Origin of the sequence: Shewanella sp. MF08487 (genome assembly GCF_050848685.1) — a bacterium.
Classification (GTDB): domain Bacteria; phylum Pseudomonadota; class Gammaproteobacteria; order Enterobacterales; family Shewanellaceae; genus Shewanella; species Shewanella glacialipiscicola.
On the sequence record NZ_JBOZPB010000004.1, the window covers coordinates 61,890 to 78,776 of the forward strand.

General features: G+C 44.8%; 10 protein-coding genes. 5 read left to right on the forward strand and 5 right to left on the reverse strand.

The features are described from left to right. Positions 1-49: 49 nt before the first annotated feature. Positions 50-946, reverse strand: coding sequence for a nucleoside triphosphate pyrophosphohydrolase (mazG, locus tag ACRN9H_RS04100; RefSeq protein ID WP_432312573.1), 897 nt, complete (start codon positions 944-946; stop codon positions 50-52). A 544-nt stretch (positions 947-1,490) separates the two neighbouring features. On the opposite strand from mazG, the gene aguA reads away from it, so the two are divergent. Together aguA and ACRN9H_RS04110 are read left to right on the forward strand one after the other, a co-directional pair. Next, the gene (aguA, locus tag ACRN9H_RS04105; protein ID WP_432312574.1) at positions 1,491-2,603 is read left to right on the forward strand and encodes an agmatine deiminase; all 1,113 of its coding nucleotides are present in this window, start codon (positions 1,491-1,493) and stop codon (positions 2,601-2,603) included. 73 nt (positions 2,604-2,676) lie between these two features. Further along, positions 2,677-4,383, forward strand: coding sequence for an amidase (locus ACRN9H_RS04110; RefSeq protein WP_432312575.1), 1,707 nt, complete (start codon positions 2,677-2,679; stop codon positions 4,381-4,383). A 193-nt stretch (positions 4,384-4,576) separates the two neighbouring features. Here the strand turns inward: ACRN9H_RS04110 and ACRN9H_RS04115 are convergent, their stop codons facing one another. Beyond that, the gene (locus ACRN9H_RS04115; protein ID WP_432312576.1) at positions 4,577-5,656 is read right to left on the reverse strand and encodes a methionine synthase; all 1,080 of its coding nucleotides are present in this window, start codon (positions 5,654-5,656) and stop codon (positions 4,577-4,579) included. 55 nt (positions 5,657-5,711) lie between these two features. Then, entirely contained in the window at positions 5,712-6,686 is a 975-nt protein-coding gene (locus tag ACRN9H_RS04120) for a DUF1852 domain-containing protein (protein ID WP_432312577.1), read from the reverse strand. Positions 6,687-7,545: 859 nt separating this feature from the next. On the opposite strand from ACRN9H_RS04120, the gene ACRN9H_RS04125 reads away from it, so the two are divergent. Beyond that, positions 7,546-9,144, forward strand: a complete 1,599-nt coding sequence (locus tag ACRN9H_RS04125; RefSeq protein ID WP_432312578.1) for a hypothetical protein — start codon at positions 7,546-7,548, stop codon at positions 9,142-9,144. A 531-nt stretch (positions 9,145-9,675) separates the two neighbouring features. On the opposite strand, the gene relA is transcribed toward ACRN9H_RS04125, so the two are convergent. Then, positions 9,676-11,889 carry a GTP diphosphokinase gene (gene relA, locus ACRN9H_RS04130; RefSeq protein WP_432312579.1) on the reverse strand — a complete coding sequence of 738 codons (2,214 nt, stop codon included), beginning with the start codon at positions 11,887-11,889 and terminating at the stop codon, positions 9,676-9,678. 149 nt (positions 11,890-12,038) lie between these two features. Continuing rightward, positions 12,039-13,391 carry a 23S rRNA (uracil(1939)-C(5))-methyltransferase RlmD gene (rlmD, locus tag ACRN9H_RS04135; protein ID WP_432312580.1) on the reverse strand — a complete coding sequence of 451 codons (1,353 nt, stop codon included), beginning with the start codon at positions 13,389-13,391 and terminating at the stop codon, positions 12,039-12,041. A 100-nt stretch (positions 13,392-13,491) separates the two neighbouring features. Between rlmD and barA the strand changes: the two genes are divergently transcribed. Both barA and ACRN9H_RS04145 read left to right on the forward strand, forming a co-directional pair. Then, positions 13,492-16,296 (forward strand): two-component sensor histidine kinase BarA, encoded by a 2,805-nt coding sequence (gene barA / locus ACRN9H_RS04140; RefSeq protein ID WP_432312581.1) that lies wholly within the window; start codon positions 13,492-13,494, stop codon positions 16,294-16,296. Next, positions 16,271-16,870 (forward strand): YjaG family protein, encoded by a 600-nt coding sequence (locus tag ACRN9H_RS04145; RefSeq protein WP_432312582.1) that lies wholly within the window; start codon positions 16,271-16,273, stop codon positions 16,868-16,870. The genes barA and ACRN9H_RS04145 overlap by 26 nt, the downstream gene beginning before the upstream one ends. Positions 16,871-16,887: the final 17 nt, after the last annotated feature.

Below are 16,887 nucleotides of genomic sequence, written 5' to 3' on the forward strand. Positions count from 1 at the left end.
TACCAAAGGCGGCGCGATTCGACAAACACCAATCGGGATAATTTGCCGTTTATCTCGTCTCTGTCGCTTTTACTTGGTCCCAATAGGCATCGAGCTCCATTAATGTGTGTTCTTCCATGCTTTTACCGCTGTCACTCGCCAACTTTTCTACACCGCGAAAACGGCGTTCAAATTTAAGGTTAGCTTGGCGCAACGCTTGTTCTGGATCGACCTTAAGATGTCGAGCTAAATTCACCACGGCAAACAGCAAGTCGCCCATTTCGGACTGCACTTTAGCTTGGTCTTGCTCGGGTTGATTCACTTCATGCAAGACTTCATCGATTTCTTCGTGGATTTTAGCGACCACGGGCTCAAGCTCGGCCCAATCGAAACCGACTCGTGCCACCCTTTGCTGAATTTTGATTGAGCGCGACAGCGCAGGTTGGGTACGCGGAATATTATCTAACGCTGAAACCACAGTATCAGCTTGGGTTTCACCCGCCACTTGCTGCGCCTTTTGTTCACGCTCAGTAGCTTTAATCGCCTCCCAATTGGCTTTCATCGCTTGGGCACTATCGCCTATTTGCGGATTTTGTTCGCCAAACACATGGGGATGACGGCGCGTCAACTTGTCGCTGATTTTCTCAATCACAGTAGCAAAATCAAACTTGCCTTGCTCTTTACCAAGCTGACAATAGAATACGATTTGAAATAACAAATCCCCAAGTTCATCGGGTAACTCATCCCAAGCTAAACGCTCTATGGTATCGGCGACCTCATAGGCTTCCTCTAAAGTAAAAGGCACTATGGTTTGAAACGTTTGTGCTTTATCCCACGGGCAACCTGTTTGTGGGTCGCGCAGTTTTTCCATTATCTTAAGCAACGGCTCTACATCTGTTATAGAAAATCCCGTTGTAGAAGGTTCCGTGGTTGAAAATGAAGTTAATGGCGCAGTGTGGGAAGTCATGCTTACCTCCTTTAAAGATAAATGCTAAAACAGGCTAATACTGAAGAAGAACAAAAGGAATACGCCTCAGCAGCGCTGATTAGCGAAAGGCTATAATAAAGCGATGATGATAAGCTAGGTAACATAAAAGCGCTATTTTGATGTTGAGATCAGATCTTAGGGTTCTTATTTAATAGGTCTTATTTTAACTAAAAGTGCATTCGCGCCATGTAGTGATGATATTCACCCAAAGAGTAATAAACTGACGACTTAACGACCCAACAAATTCTCATCTATGTCCTGCATACAAGTATTTAGCGCAAGCCATCTTAAATGATAAGATACGCAGCAATATTTCAATGAAGCTAAAACTCACTGAGTGAAGACCTAACAATTTCGGCCTAACTATATATGTGATGGATGCATGTGATAAATGCTCGTGATAAGTACCGCGTAATGAATGCGGTCATTCGATCTATTTGATTATGTTAGGTGTATTTCTATTCTGTCGCCCAAAATGGGGCGTACTCCCTTATAGATTTGAGCATTACTGGAGACAAAATTCATGACAAACGCGAATGTGGATGCCACGCCGTTAACGACTAAGCCATCACAAGATGGTTTTTATATGCCCGCCGAATGGGCGGCGCAGCAAGCCGTATGGATGATTTGGCCATATCGTCCTGATAACTGGCGCTCTGCAGGCGCTTATGCTCAAGCGACCTTTGCTAAAGTGGCCGATGCCATTGGTGGTGCAACGCCCGTGTATATGGGTGTACCTAAAGCCTTTTTAGCGGAAGCTCAAAAAGTGATGCCATCGCACGTCACCTTGGTCGAAATGGACAGTAACGATTGCTGGGCTCGTGACACTGGTCCAACTGTGGTAATCAATGCCGAAGGCGAATGCCGTGGCGTTGACTGGGGTTTTAATGCTTGGGGCGGCCATAATGGTGGTTTGTATTTCCCATGGGATAAGGACGAGCAAGTCGCGCAGCAAATGCTTGCGCAGCATGGTTTTGCCCGTTACAGCGCACCGCTGATCCTCGAAGGAGGTTCTATCCATGTTGATGGTGAAGGCACCTGTATGACGAGTGCCGAATGTTTGCTCAACGCCAACCGTAATCCTGAACTGACAAAAGAACAGATTGAAGACTTACTGCGTGACTATTTGAATGTTAAGCAGTTTATCTGGTTGCAAGATGGCGTGTATATGGATGAGACCGATGGCCATATCGACAATATGTGCTGTTTCGCGCGCCCTGGTGAAGTCATTCTGCACTGGACCGATGATGAAACCGACCCACAATATCCTCGCTCAAAAGCTGCGCTGGACGTGTTGCAAAACACTGTGGATGCACAAGGTCGTAAGTTAAAAATCCATCTATTGCCACAACCTGGGCCGCTATATTGCAGCGAAGAAGAATCAAAAGGTGTGACCGAAGGCACTGGTGTACCACGCACGGCGGGTGAACGTTTAGCGGGTTCTTATGTGAACTTTTTAATCACCAATAATCGCATCGTGTTCCCGCTGCTTGACCCTGCAACCGATGATATCGCAGCCCAAAAACTGCAGGAAATTTTCCCCGAGTATGAGATTGTCGGTGTGCCAGCCCGTGAGATTTTATTAGGTGGCGGTAATATCCATTGTATTACTCAGCAAATCCCGTCTGGAAAGTAACCCAAGGAGAACAGCATGACGATTGATGTCACTGTTAATGCACCACAATTGGCTTTCAGCGGGAGGGCGTAAGATGTTTGAAGTCACTGAAGTTTCTATTGCCGAGCTGCGTGCTGCGCTCGAATCTGGCCGCACCACCGCAGTGGAGTTGGTGAAGTCGTATCTCGCGCGAGTTGAGGCGTATGACGGCCCTGCGACAAAGACTAAGCTCAATGCGTTAGTGGTGCACAATCCCGATGCACTCAAAGAAGCCGAGGCTTCCGATGCGCGCCGCGCCCATGGTGAAACACTGAGCCCACTTGAGGGTATTACGTATACCGCCAAGGATAGCTATTTGGTGAAGGGACTAACGGCGGCGTCTGGCAGCCCAGCCTTTAAGGATTTAGTGGCGCAATATGATGCCTTTGCTGTTGAGCGCCTACGCGCCGCAGGAGCTATTTGCTTAGGCAAAACCAATATGCCACCTATGGCCAATGGTGGCATGCAGCGTGGTCACTATGGCCGCGCTGAAAGCCCATACAATGCTGAGTATCTTACTGCACCATTCGCTTCGGGCTCTTCCAATGGAGCGGGCACGGGCACGGCGGCAAGTTACTCTGCTTTTGGTCTTGCTGAAGAAACTTGGTCAAGCGGTCGAGGTCCTGCGTCCAATAACGGTTTGTGTGCTTACACTCCGTCACGGGGCGTGATTTCGGTGCGCGGTAACTGGCCGTTAACGCCGACCATGGATGTCGTCGTGCCTTATACCCGCACTATGGCCGATATGCTTGAAGTGTTGGATGTCATTGTGGCCGACGATCCTATCACCCGTGGCGACCTCTGGCGTCTACAACCTTGGGTCGAAATTCCTAAAGCATCAAGCGTCCGTCCAGCATCTTATCTGGCGCTGGCCGCTAGCGCAGACACGCTTAAAGGTAAGCGTTTTGGCGTGCCGCGCATGTACATCAATAAAGATGAATTGGCGGGAACCAGCGAAAACCCAGGTATCGGTGGCCCAACGGGCCAACGTATCCACACTCGCCAATCGGTTATCGATTTGTGGGAAGCGGCTCGTAAAGCCTTAGAAGCCGCTGGCGCCGAAGTGATTGAAGTCGATTTTCCGCTGGTATCAAATTGTGAAGGCGACCGCCCAGGTGCGCCGACCGTGTTTAACCGCGGTATCGTTACGCCTCAATTCCTCCATGATGAATTATGGGAACTCTCGGGTTGGGCATTCGATGAATTCCTGCGGGCTAACAATGACCCTAAACTCAACAAGCTTGAAGATGTTAACGGCTATCTGATTTTCCCACACGATTTAGGCACCTTGCCAAACCGTGAAGGTGACTTAGCGGCAGGCATGGAAGAGTACGTCAACATGGCTAAGCGTGGTCTTAAATCCTATGACCAGATCGACAGTATTCCCGATGGTCTGCGTGGCTTAGAGAAGACGCGTAAGCTAGATCTCGAAGACTGGATGGACGAGCTTAAGCTCGATGCCGTGTTGTTCCCAACCGTGGCCGATGTCGGCCCTGCCGATGCGCATGTGAATCCGGCTTCTGCCGATATCGCTTGGAGCAACGGAGTTTGGGTGGCAAACGGAAACCTCGCGATTCGTCACTTAGGGGTACCGACTGTGACTGTACCTATGGGCGTGATGGCCGATATTGGCATGCCAGTCGGTTTGACCTTCGCGGGCCGTGCCTATGACGATAATAACCTGCTTAAATTTGCAGGTGCATTTGAGTCGACAGGTGAAAGGCGCATGATCCCGCCGCGCACGCCAAAGCTTGGTGAATAAGCGCCAAGACAATGCATAAACCTAAGCATTAAATGTAAGTACTAAATGCATGAGCTTAGAAATGAAAACGGGATTGGCATCAATTTGCCAATCCCGTTTTTTTAATACCGACGTCGATACCCTTTCAACAAAGCTGGATTCATGCTGCTATAAAACATGCTGCTGTAAAACAGACAGCAGCACTTATCGCGTCTTATCTTAATGCCAAGAGTTCTTTTCTGACGATCTCTGCGCCTGCACTTAAGGCATTGAGTTTACCTCTTGCGACTTGATGAGATAAAGGCGTCATGCCGCAGTTGGTACAAGGATAGAGCTTGTCGGCATCGACAAATTTAAGGGCTTTTCGTAGGGTGTCAGCCACTTCCTCTGCGGTTTCAATCGTGTCGGTGGCAACATCAATCGCGCCGACCATGACTTTTTTACCGCGAATGAGTTCAAGCAGCTCCATCGGCACATGGGAGTTGTGACATTCTAGCGAGATAATATCGATATTAGACTTTTGCAGTTTAGGAAACGCTTCCTCATATTGGCGCCACTCTGACCCTAAGGTTTTTTTCCAATCAGTATTGGCTTTGATGCCATAACCATAACAAATATGCACCGCCGTTTCGCATTTAAGCCCTTCAATGGCTCGCTCTAAACAGGCAATCCCCCACTCGTTTACCTCATCAAAAAACACATTAAAGGCAGGCTCATCAAATTGGATAATATCAACACCCGCCGCTTCTAATTCTTTGGCTTCCTCATTTAGAATTTTGGCAAATTGCCACGCAAGCTTTTCGCGACTTTTATAATGGTCATCATAAAGCGTATCTATCATGGTCATAGGGCCTGGCAGCGCCCATTTAATTGGTTGTGTAGTTTGCTTGCGTAAAAATTTGGCATCTTCAACAAACACGGACTTTTGGCGGCTCACTGGGCCGACAACCGTGGGTACACTAGCATCATAGCGATCACGAATTTTAACGGTTTTACGTTTTGAAAAATCAACGCCGTTGAGGTGCTCAATAAAGCTAGTGACAAAATGTTGCCGCGTTTGCTCGCCATCACTGACAATATCAATCCCTGCTAGCTGTTGATCCTGTAATGACAAACGCAGTGCATCGTGTTTACCGGTAATTAATTCCTCACCTTGCAATTTCCAAGGAGACCAAAGTGTTTGAGGCTCTGCCAGCCACACAGGTTTAGGCAAACTGCCTGCCGTTGAAGTCGGTAACAGGATTTTATTAAGCAATGTTTGGTTAAGCGGTGTTTTATTAAGTTGTGTTGTCATGATAATGATGCCGTATTGGATTAATTATTGAGCGTGACGATTAAGTGCAGAGCGACTAAACGAAATTAGCAGACCATTGTTCAAAAAACGTTTGATAGGGTTTGATAAAGTACTCCGCGGCAAATTTGCCTTGCTCATTAGCCAATTGGCTACGTTCTGCTCGATCATAAACAATTTGAGTCAGTGAATGATCCAAGTTTTTCAAATTAGGTTGATAGCATTTCCCTGCAACAGCATTGGCATTATAAATCTCAGGGCGATAGATTTTTTGAAAAGTTCCCATAGTGCTGATGGTGCTTATCAACTCAAGATGGGTGTAATCATTCAGTAAATCACCAACGAAATAAAAAGCTAACGGCGCCACACTATTTGGTGGCATAAAATAGCGCACCTGTAAGCCCATTTTTTTGAAATATTGCTCAGTTAAAGACGATTCATTTGGCTGATATTCAACCCCTAATACGGGATGCTGATTCTCAATTCTATGGTAGGTTTTATTATCCGACACACTGAGACAGATAACCGGTGGCTTATTAAAATTCAGTTTATAAGCATCAGAATGAACAAAAGACTGAAATAGCTTGCCATGTAGACCACCAAAATCATCTGGAATACTAAATTTGGCTTGGCCCTTATTATGTTCTGCCAGTAACACGCTAAAGTCATAATCGCGTACGTAAGATGAAAAGTTATTGCCGACAATACCTTCAATACGTTTATTGGTTTTATGATCAACAATATTGGTTTTCAAAACTTCAATCGATGGGAAGGTTTGACCGCTGCCGTCAATATCCAAATTAACGGAGATAATTTCAAGTTCGACAGTATAACGATCGCCTTTAGGGTTATCCCAATGCGCTAAGGCATTAAAACTGTTATCAATCATCTTTAACGCGTTGCGTAAGTTCGCTTGGCGATGACTTCCTCTGGCCAAATTAGCAAAGTTGGTGGTGATACGCGTCTTGTCTGAGGGATGATAATTTTCATCAAGACAAATGCTGTTAATCGTAAATGTAAAATGCTTATTCATAGTGATCCAGTATCCCATTGTCTGATTTCAAACCTGAGTTTTATGCCCTGCGCTTCTAGCTTCTAGACCCGACTCTGATAGACATTATTCGTGTTCTGTCTGAGGTTCTATTTAACTTAAGTGCCGATGACTTAAGTCCTAATGGCTTAGCTAGGGTGCAACTTCAAGCTTGTCTAATATTTCGCTTGGAGTCATTTATACGTGGTTCGGCACATGAACAAAAACGGTTTTATTTCACATACAACATGAGCCATATTCATGATCAATTAGCATGGCGTTGATTACCCCTCTAGCTGTCAGTCCAGCTAAAAAGCTATTTCCCCAAAGCGCGTTAGCAAAGTGACATCCCGTTAACTCCAACATCATAATAAATATAAAAAATAAGTATGACATCATCAGAGCTAGTTGGACTTATCGTTTCTATAGCGTCACTGATTCTTGTGGATAGCGCTGGCCAATGACTAATCGAGTAGTTTCGAGCTTAATCGCTGCGCTATATCGTGCACGTTTACTTTTATTCATTGTGTCACCTAAATTCGCTATGAATGAGATCATAATATTTCTTTCTAGGTAGCCAAACTCACTATACCACTTCAATCAAACCATTGAGTTACAAAGAGTATTAATGTCACGACTACCATGTATAATGCAGCAAGAGTTTTAGGGGCGGTAAAATAGATAACTTATTAAGTAGCGTATAAATAACTCGACCGATGGGCTTTAAGCCCATGCAATCAACCTAAAATAAAAATTACAACGCTAAGGATATGAAAGATGCACTTACACAAAACTAAATTAATAACTGCAATGGCTTTTGCTATGGTAACTTTTAATTCGTCGGCTAACTCAGTTGCCGAGAATGAAATCATGTTCTTTGATAAGGTCATATCCGCTGATATCATTCAATTATGAAATTGAAAAAACAGCAAAACTACACAAAAAATTACTTAATGCTGGCATATCTCCTGCAATCACTGCACAGGCAATGTCGAAATATATCAGTTTCGCAATGTTACAAAATGGGGATAGTGAAAATCGTGAGATCGATTGCCGCACTTATCCATTTCGCAATTATGCTTCTAACTTCGGTTGCTCAGCTTTTATTCCCGATTATTCACATACAGAAGCTGATGTTTTATTCTTTTACCATCCTAAATGGGCTAATAAGCAGAAATCTATTGGTCAGGCATATAAAGCCATTAAATCAGAAATTGATAAGGCTAACGCTATTTTCGCTAAAAATACCCCTGTCAAACTTCGTTTAGTTGGGTTTGAGCAGCCAACGTTTTCTGGATATCGGGATTTTGAAAAAGCACGATGGGGTCAGGAGTTATTCGATGAACTCGTTGCTTTGGGGGCCATTGATGTACCTAACTCTATTGATTTCTCAACTGCATTAAGCAATGACTCAACTAAGACAGATGGAACTACTATAATCGGCTTAGATACAATGCTTGGTTATAGTTCTAGTTATGTTAATAGTGCTTTCAAGGGTGATGTTGACCCTACAATTTTACCGTATGACGCCAGTTTAATGTATCGCTATGGTTCTGATATCGATAGTTGGGGAAGGCTACAAGAAACGGAAACTTCACCTCATGAAGCATCTGTTTGCGGCTTCGCAGGAAATAATAGAGCTGTATTACTTCTTAGTGCTAACACATTAACTAGCAGCCACTGCCCTTTAGTGTTAACTCATGAGATTGGCCATGTCTATCTTGCAAATCACGACATCGCCCATAAAGGTGATATTGACTCTGCACATGTCTTGACTCGTGCTGCTGCTGCCCCCTGCGGTAATAGTCACACTGTAATGTACTATGCCTCTGTTAAAGGCTTAAAAGAAATATTTTCAAGTCCAGATGCATTTATAGATGGTGATGTTTGTGGCGATGAGCGCACTATGAACAATGCAAAAATGGTTACAATTACAGCCCCATTTGTTGCTAACATTTCAAATACAATGGAAGTATATGGTGACGTTTGGTTTAGTTCAGAAGCAATTAACACATCTCAATCGGCTAAACAATTCACCATTACAGTGCAGCGAAATGGCGATTTAACAAAACCGACAAGCGTAAAAATGTTTATCGATAACGGTTACTTACTGCTTGATAAAGACTTCATTGATGTGCAATTCGCGAACGGTGTAGATACACAGACAGTTACTTTTAATATCATTGACAATACAAGTACAACCGCTAACCCAACGCTATTAGCGGAACTGGTGACACCTTTGCAGCTTTCAGTCAGTAAAGACAAAGCCTCAATTAGTATCGACATTGTAAATGATGATGTAGAAATCACTCCACCTGTAACTCCACCTGTAACTCCACCTGTAACTCCACCTGTAACTCCACCTGTAACTCCACCTGCTGATTCTAGTTCGTCTGGTGGTGGTTCGTTAGGTCTATTTAGCTTATTCGGTATGTTGTTACTACGCAGATTTAGAGTTTAAGTTATTTAACTATAAGGGTCGTTAATTAACGACCCTTTCCTTCTTTTATACTTAATTCATAACCCCTACTTAACAGATTAGTTTCTCGGCCTGCAAAAGAAACCGTGCTCACTATGCGACTTTAAGTATTATTTTTACTTATCAAAAATGAAAATAATCACGCAAAAACTCAGCTCGATTTTGTCCAAAAATTTTTTATGTTTAATCAAATGACTTCGCTCAAACCTAATCCGGTTTAACAATTAAGCTAAATACTCATGACTTAATTTTTGAACCTACTGGTTACGCTAATACGTGAAAGGTGCCCCATGGTGATTTGCGAGACGACCGTCCGCCCCACGGACGGGGCGGTCGAGCATCCACGGATGGACTGGCTGCGTGTCGGGGAGCAAGTGCCATGGCAAACCTGTTATCCATGGACATAAGCACACGCTAAGCTCTCAATAGCTGAAATGCCGTACCATTACCCATAAAATAAAAAAGCGGCAGGCGAAATTCGCCCTACCGCTTTTTTACTGTAGTGAATGATACCTAAAGCCGTCTTGCCTCGATCACGCTATCGACCTGGGTCAGTTTCGATAACACTCGCGATAAACCATCGAGGTTATAAAGCTCCAGTTCCAACTCAATCGCGGCTGTCTGATTTTTAGTGTCCGATGACGAACTCATGGCCAATACATTGGATTTTTCGGCTGCCAGCACTGAGGTTAAGTCACGCAATAAACCGCTGCGATCGTGGGCTAATACCCGCAAACGCATGCGGTAGCCACCAGAGTAATTTTCGCCCCAGACCACATCGACACCGCGCTCGGGGTGAACCCGCATCAACTCTTTAACTTGTTCACAATCAGCGCGATGCACAGAAATGCCACGCCCCTTGGTGATAAAGCCGAAAATTTCATCACCGGGAACAGGCTGACAACAACGGGCGATATGGTTAAGCAAATTACCGACACCATTGACCTCAACTTGGCCTTGACCACGGCTGCTCGAAATAGGTTTGTTTTGACCTTTCTTAACGAGCTCTTCGACGGCATCTTCTTCCGATACTTCGTCGAGTCGCAATCGGCTTTGAATATGGTTAACCACTTGATGCAGACGCACATCACCGCCGCCAATGGCTGCCAGTAAGTCTTCCATACTCGCCATATTAAAGCGCTCAACTGCAATGGCGGCGTCTTTAATTTTAAGGCAAACCCGAGCTAATTCAGTTTCCAGCATTTCTTTGCCAGCGATAATATTTTTATCTCTGTCTTGCTGTTTAAACCAATGCTGGATTTTCGAACGCGCTCGCGAGGTACGGATATAACCTAAATTGGGGTTGAGCCAGTCGCGCTTAGGGTTAGGCTGTTTCGAGGTAATGATCTCGATACGCTCGCCCGTTTCAACCTGATAGGTGAACGGCACAATACGGCCATCGACCTTAGCACCAATACACTTATGTCCAACTTGGGAATGGATATAGTAGGCAAAGTCGAGTACGGTTGAGCCTAGAGGTAAGTCAACTACCTCACCACTTGGGGTGAACACATAAACTCGGTCTTCAAACACTTGGCTGCGAATTTCTTCAACCAAGTTGCCACTTTCGACCACGTCCTCTTGCCATTGCAAAATTTTACGCAGCCAATTAATTTTATCTTCGTAGCCACTTTGCTTACCAGAATGATGGCCTTCTTTATATTTCCAGTGCGCCGCAACGCCGAGCTCTGCATCTTCATGCATGTCTTGGGTACGGATTTGAATTTCAACGGTTTTACCCTCAGGCCCCACCACTACGGTGTGAATTGATTGGTAACCGTTAGGCTTAGGGTTAGCCACATAGTCGTCAAATTCCCGCGGAATATGGTGCCAAAGCGTATGCACAACACCTAATGCACCATAGCAATCCTGCAAACGCTCAGTCACGATACGCACGGCGCGCACGTCAAACAACTCATCAAATTTGAGGTGTTTGCCCTTCATTTTGCGCCAGATACTGTAGATGTGTTTTGGCCGACCATAGACCTTAGCGCGAATTTGATCTTCATCAAGGCGTTGTTGTAGCTGACTAACAAACTTGTCGATAAAGACTTCGCGATCGAGCCGTTTGCCATCTAGCTGCTTGGCGATATCTTTATAGATGTCTGGGTGCAAATAGCGAAACGAAATATCTTCCAGTTCCCACTTTAATTGACCAATACCTAAACGATTGGCCAGTGGCGCATAAATGTCGGCAATTTCGCGGGCCAACAGAACGCGAGTTTCTTCATCGGCATTTTTAACCGCCCGCAGCAAACACACACGCTCAGCCAGTTTGATGACAACGGCGCGCACATCTTCAACCATAGCCAATAACATGCGGCGGATATTGTCGATTTGCGGCTCGGTTGAACGACTATTAGGATTGATTTTCAACGCGCCAATCGCGTTCATGGTTACGACACTCGCGACTAAACGCGCCAGCGGCTCACCAAATTTCTCTTGGATGGCTTCTTCGGTCAGTAACCCAGCATCGAGCACCACAAACAAAATTGCCGCCTGTAGGGTTTCAATGTCCATGTTTAGCGGTGCGAGGATTTCGACCATCTCGCGGGCACGTTCGAGCAGTTCTCTCTTCGCTGCAGGGCTTTTAGCGGGCAAGGCATCAATCTGCCCTATCAAAGAGAGCAGCATCTGTGCTTCATCGGCATGACCAACATAGCGAGCCACCCAATCTTCTAATTGAAAGTCAGGATCATTAAAATGCGCTTCGCGAACAGAGACCATCTACTTTATTTCCTTATCTGTGCTCAGAGAAAGTGGGCACCACTTCAGCTCTTCTATCTTCAGCATTAGCGTGAACTTGTCAAACCTAACGGGGATAAATACTTCATTTTATATTTTTTCAAACGATTTATTTACCTAAATGCTTCAATTTACTTGGTTAACTCGAACAATGCCATCGCTTCAATATGATGTGTCTGTGGGAACATATCAATAAGCCCCAACTGTTGTAGTTTATAACCACGCTCTAACAACACGGCACTGTCGCGGGCCAAACTGGCTGGGTTGCAAGACACATATACCACTTTGCGCGGTTTCATTTTTTTCAGCCATTGCAAGCTTTCAAAAGCGCCCGCACGGGCGGGATCGAGCAGTAATTTATCGATTTTACCCATCCAAGGTTCAAGGGATAAATCCGCACTTAAATCACCGTGATAAAAGGTTAAGTTATCAAGATTATTGGCTTTTGCGTTGACGCGAGCCTGCGTCACCATTTCAGCAACCCCTTCGACGCCAATCACATCGCTGCCCATTTTTGCTAAGGGCAAACTGAAATTTCCCATACCGCAAAATAAATCTAAAATGCGCTCACCCGTGGTGGGGGCAAGCCAATCCATCGCCTGAGCGACCATCGCCTTGTTTATTTGTCCGTTCACTTGCACGAAGTTACCGGGCGTAAAGCTTAAACTCACCGCATTGGACGGTGCATTTTCATCTAACAACTGATAAACCGGTAACACTAACTCAGCGCCAATAGCTTGGAACTGGCCTTCATTGTCCTGCAGACAAATATGAATTTGATGTAACTCAGCAAAAGCTGACAGCTTAGCGATATCTTTATCGTTTAAGGCCTTAGTCACACGCAGCACAGCGAAATGACCATTATCGGCAGCAATCAATTCAAGATGGCCTAAGCTCGCTTTAGCTGATAATTGATTCAGCAACTTAGCAAACGGCACAATTAAATCGGATAACGGTTTAGCTAACACTGGACACTGGCTAATAGGCACCACATTGCTACTGCTAGCAGCACGGAAACCTAAACTTAAGTGCTTGGTATTTTTATCAAATAAGGTTGCAAGTCGGGCGCGGCGACGATAATGCCAGCCCTCACCCGTTAATGCCGGCGATAAAGCGCCATCTTCAGCGCCAGCAAACTTAGCCATAATATCCAACAGCGCGGCTTCTTTATGCTCACGTTGACCCGCTAATGACATATGTTGCAAGTCACAACCACCACAGGTGTGATAGTGTGGGCATTCGGGCGTTACTCGCTCAGCGCTGGCTGTATCTATGTTGATAAGCTTAGCGCGGGCATAATTTTTCTTTTGCTCAGTAAACTGAACAGTCACCACTTCATTAGGTAATGCGCCAGGGATAAACACGACTTTACCCTGATGTTGTGCGATACCCGCCCCTAAGTGATCAAGCTGATTTACGCTCAACGACAACTTAGCTGACAACTGTTTGGAACTATTGGGTTTTGCTTTGAAAAATTGCGCCATTTCGGTCTCTAAATTAATAAAATACTGGCAAAGACCGCCCTCTTTCTGGCAGTCTTATAAAATTATCTTCATCTATATCATGGGAAAAACCGCCGCTGCTATGAACCCTGTAAAAAACATGACCAAATACAGCCTACGTTCTTGGGTTCTTATGCTGGCGCTGGCGCCAACAATCTTGGTCGGTATCCTTTTAGGGAGCTACTTTACCATAAACCGCTTTTATGAGCTCGAAGATACGCTCATCGAACAGGGCAGCAATATTATTGAACCGCTGTCTATTGCCAGTGAAGTCGGTTTAGCGGCAAAGGATCGCGAGGCAACCAAGCGCTTACTCGCCGCGGCGCAACTTAATAAGTCGACGTTAGTAAAATCCATCGCCATTTTTGATATCAATAACCAACTCTTTGTGACCTCACACTACCACAAAGATTTTGAAACCATGCGCTATAAAGAAGCCCTCAATACCCTGCATAAAACAGAAGTAGAACAGGTGGGCGACAGCCTTATTTTACGCACACCCATTTTTGCTATTACGCCTTCACCCATGGTTCCCGCAAGTTTCGATGTCACCACAGATAATGGGCCGTTAATAGGCTACATTTCAATTATTATCAATAAAGAGCGCGCCTTACTCGAACAACATAGAGCCGCCGTTGCGGCCTTTATTATCGTGTTGATTGGCGTGCAATTGAACTTACTCTTTACTTTCCGCCTAGTGAAAAATGTGACTCGCCCCATTACTGAAATGGTGCGCGTTGTCGCGAAAATCCGTGAGGGTAAATTAGATGCGCGCTTAAACGGTAATTTGATTGGTGAACTCGATTTACTCAAGCGCGGTATCAATGCCATGGCGGGTTCGCTGTCGGAATACCATGATGAAATGCAACAAAATATCGACCAAGCTACCTCAGATTTACGCGAAACCTTAGAGCAGATTGAAATCCAAAACGTCGAGTTAGATTTAGCCAAAAAACGCGCCTTAGAAGGCAGCCGGATTAAATCTGAGTTTTTAGCCAATATGTCACACGAGTTACGTACTCCGCTTAATGGCGTTATCGGCTTTGCCCGGCAACTGATTAAAACGCCTCTGCATTCAAGCCAATTGGATTACATTAAAACCATCGAGCGCAGTGCCACTAATCTTTTAGGCATCATCAATGATATCCTCGATTTCTCTAAGCTTGAAGCCGGTAAAATGGTGTTAGAAAACATGCCCTTTGGTCTTAGAGAAACCATAGGTGATGCAATAACATTGATTTCAACAAGCGCTCAGGCTAAGGGCCTAGAACTGGTCGTCGATATTGCTGCCGATGTTCCTGATAGCGTCCATGGCGATGCTATGCGTGTATGCCAAATTATTAATAACTTAGTCGGTAACGCCATTAAATTTACTGACTCTGGCAGTGTGATGGTTAAAATCGAACTGCAAAGCCAGTCGGATGAGCAAGTGGTACTGCGCTGTGATGTGGTGGACACGGGTATTGGTATTGATGAGAGCCAACAAGACTTTTTATTCCAAGCTTTTGGTCAAGCCGACTCCTCCATTTCGCGCCGCTTTGGCGGTACAGGGCTTGGTCTTATCATCACTAAACGCTTAGTTAATCAAATGGGCGGCCATATTGGTTTTACCTCATCGCCAGAGAAAGGTTCTAACTTCTGGTTTAGTTTGCCACTCGGCTTAGGTCAGTTTCAAATGGTGGATTCCCTGCCGCTTGAAAAACTCAAAAATAAAACCGTGTTGCTTTACGAACCCCGCATACTGACTCACTCAGTATTAAGTCGCCAACTCCAACAATGGGATACCAGTGTCACCCATCACCAACATATTCCAAGCCTATTAGCTACGCTCAACACTGTTGAAGGCAAATATGATTATGTGCTGCTAAGTTGTCATGGGTTCAGTAATCCAGCGCAATTAGTGGACACTTTAACGTTTGCAAAAACTAAAACAGATTGTCTCGTGGTGTTATTCGATTGCCAAGAACAAGACATCTTGACCCAGTTTATTCGTCCCAATGCCGATGTGGTGCTATCGCTACCAATAAGTGAGCACCAACTTGCCCACAACTTAATTTACCCGCCGATGGAGTACAACATTATCACTCCCGTTACAATAACTGCGCCGGCAGCACGCCAGTCCTTAAGCGTATTAGCGGTGGATGATAACTTTGCCAACTTAAAACTAATTGATACCTTATTAAGCGAACTGGTGACAACTGTGGTCGCAGTCAACAATGGTAATGAAGCGGTTAAGCAAGCCAAAACCCGTACTTTCGATCTGATTTTTATGGATATTCAGATGCCGGGCACCGATGGTATCAGTGCGACAAAACTCATTCGTCAAGGCTCGATGAACCGCAACACACCGATTATCGCCGTGACAGCCCATGCAATTGCAGAAGAACGCGAGCTGATATTAGGCAGTGGTATGGATGGATACTTACCCAAACCGATTGATGAAGCTGCGCTTAAAGACGTTATCCATCGCTGGATCACCAGGCCTAAGTTTACCCATTTTGATCTGCATACTTTAAACTGGGATTTATGCTTAACTCAAGCCAATCATAAGGCTGGCCTCGCCTTAGATATGCTAAGAATGTTACTCGACTCTCTGCCAGAAACCGTAGAAACAATCCAAACGACATTAAATCAAAACGATCATGCCGTTATGCTTAGCACGATTCATAAGTTACATGGAGCGAGCTGCTATTGCGGCGTGCCTACCACACAAAGATTATGCCAAGAAATTGAATCAGCACTAAAACGGGGAAGTGCAGTCGAAGATCTCGAACCCGAAATACTAGAGTTACTTGATGAGTTAACTAAGGTAGAATCGGCGGCAAATCAAGTGATATCACAGCTATCAGCGGAAATAACAGATGACCAAAAAAACGGGCTTTTTTAAACGTCTAAAGGCGTTAACACTGCCACAAAAACAACTCTTTGCTACTGCACTTTGCCAACGCATGCTGCCTAACTATCAGCTATTTTCCGAAGTCTGTGAGTTTGGCGATCCTACAGTGTTGAGTACCGCATTAGAACTATTGTGGCAATCCCAGTATGACTCTAAGCTCAAATTTAATATTGATGTGCATTTACAGCGCCTAGAGGATAACACCCCAGATCCTGCTAATTTTGAAGCCTATGGTGCTCACCCCGCGATGGATGCTGTGGTTGCGATTTCAACATTATTGAGTGCGATTCAAGATAAACTTGAAGAAGATATCATTAATATCAGTAAACTTTCTTCAAGCACTGTGGCTCACTATATTGAAGCTATCAGTGATGTCGATTTAGTCGACGAGGCATTAGATGATTTTGTTTTTGCCCACGAAGTCATGGAAGAAGAGAAAGAGCTACAAAATTCGCTACTCGAAATTATCGAAGAAAATCCTAAAATTACCGCAGAACTGGTAAAGGGTTTACGCAAAGATATTATTGAGGCTGGTGTATCGAATATCGGTATTAGCATCGCTTAATTAAATCAGTGCTTGGG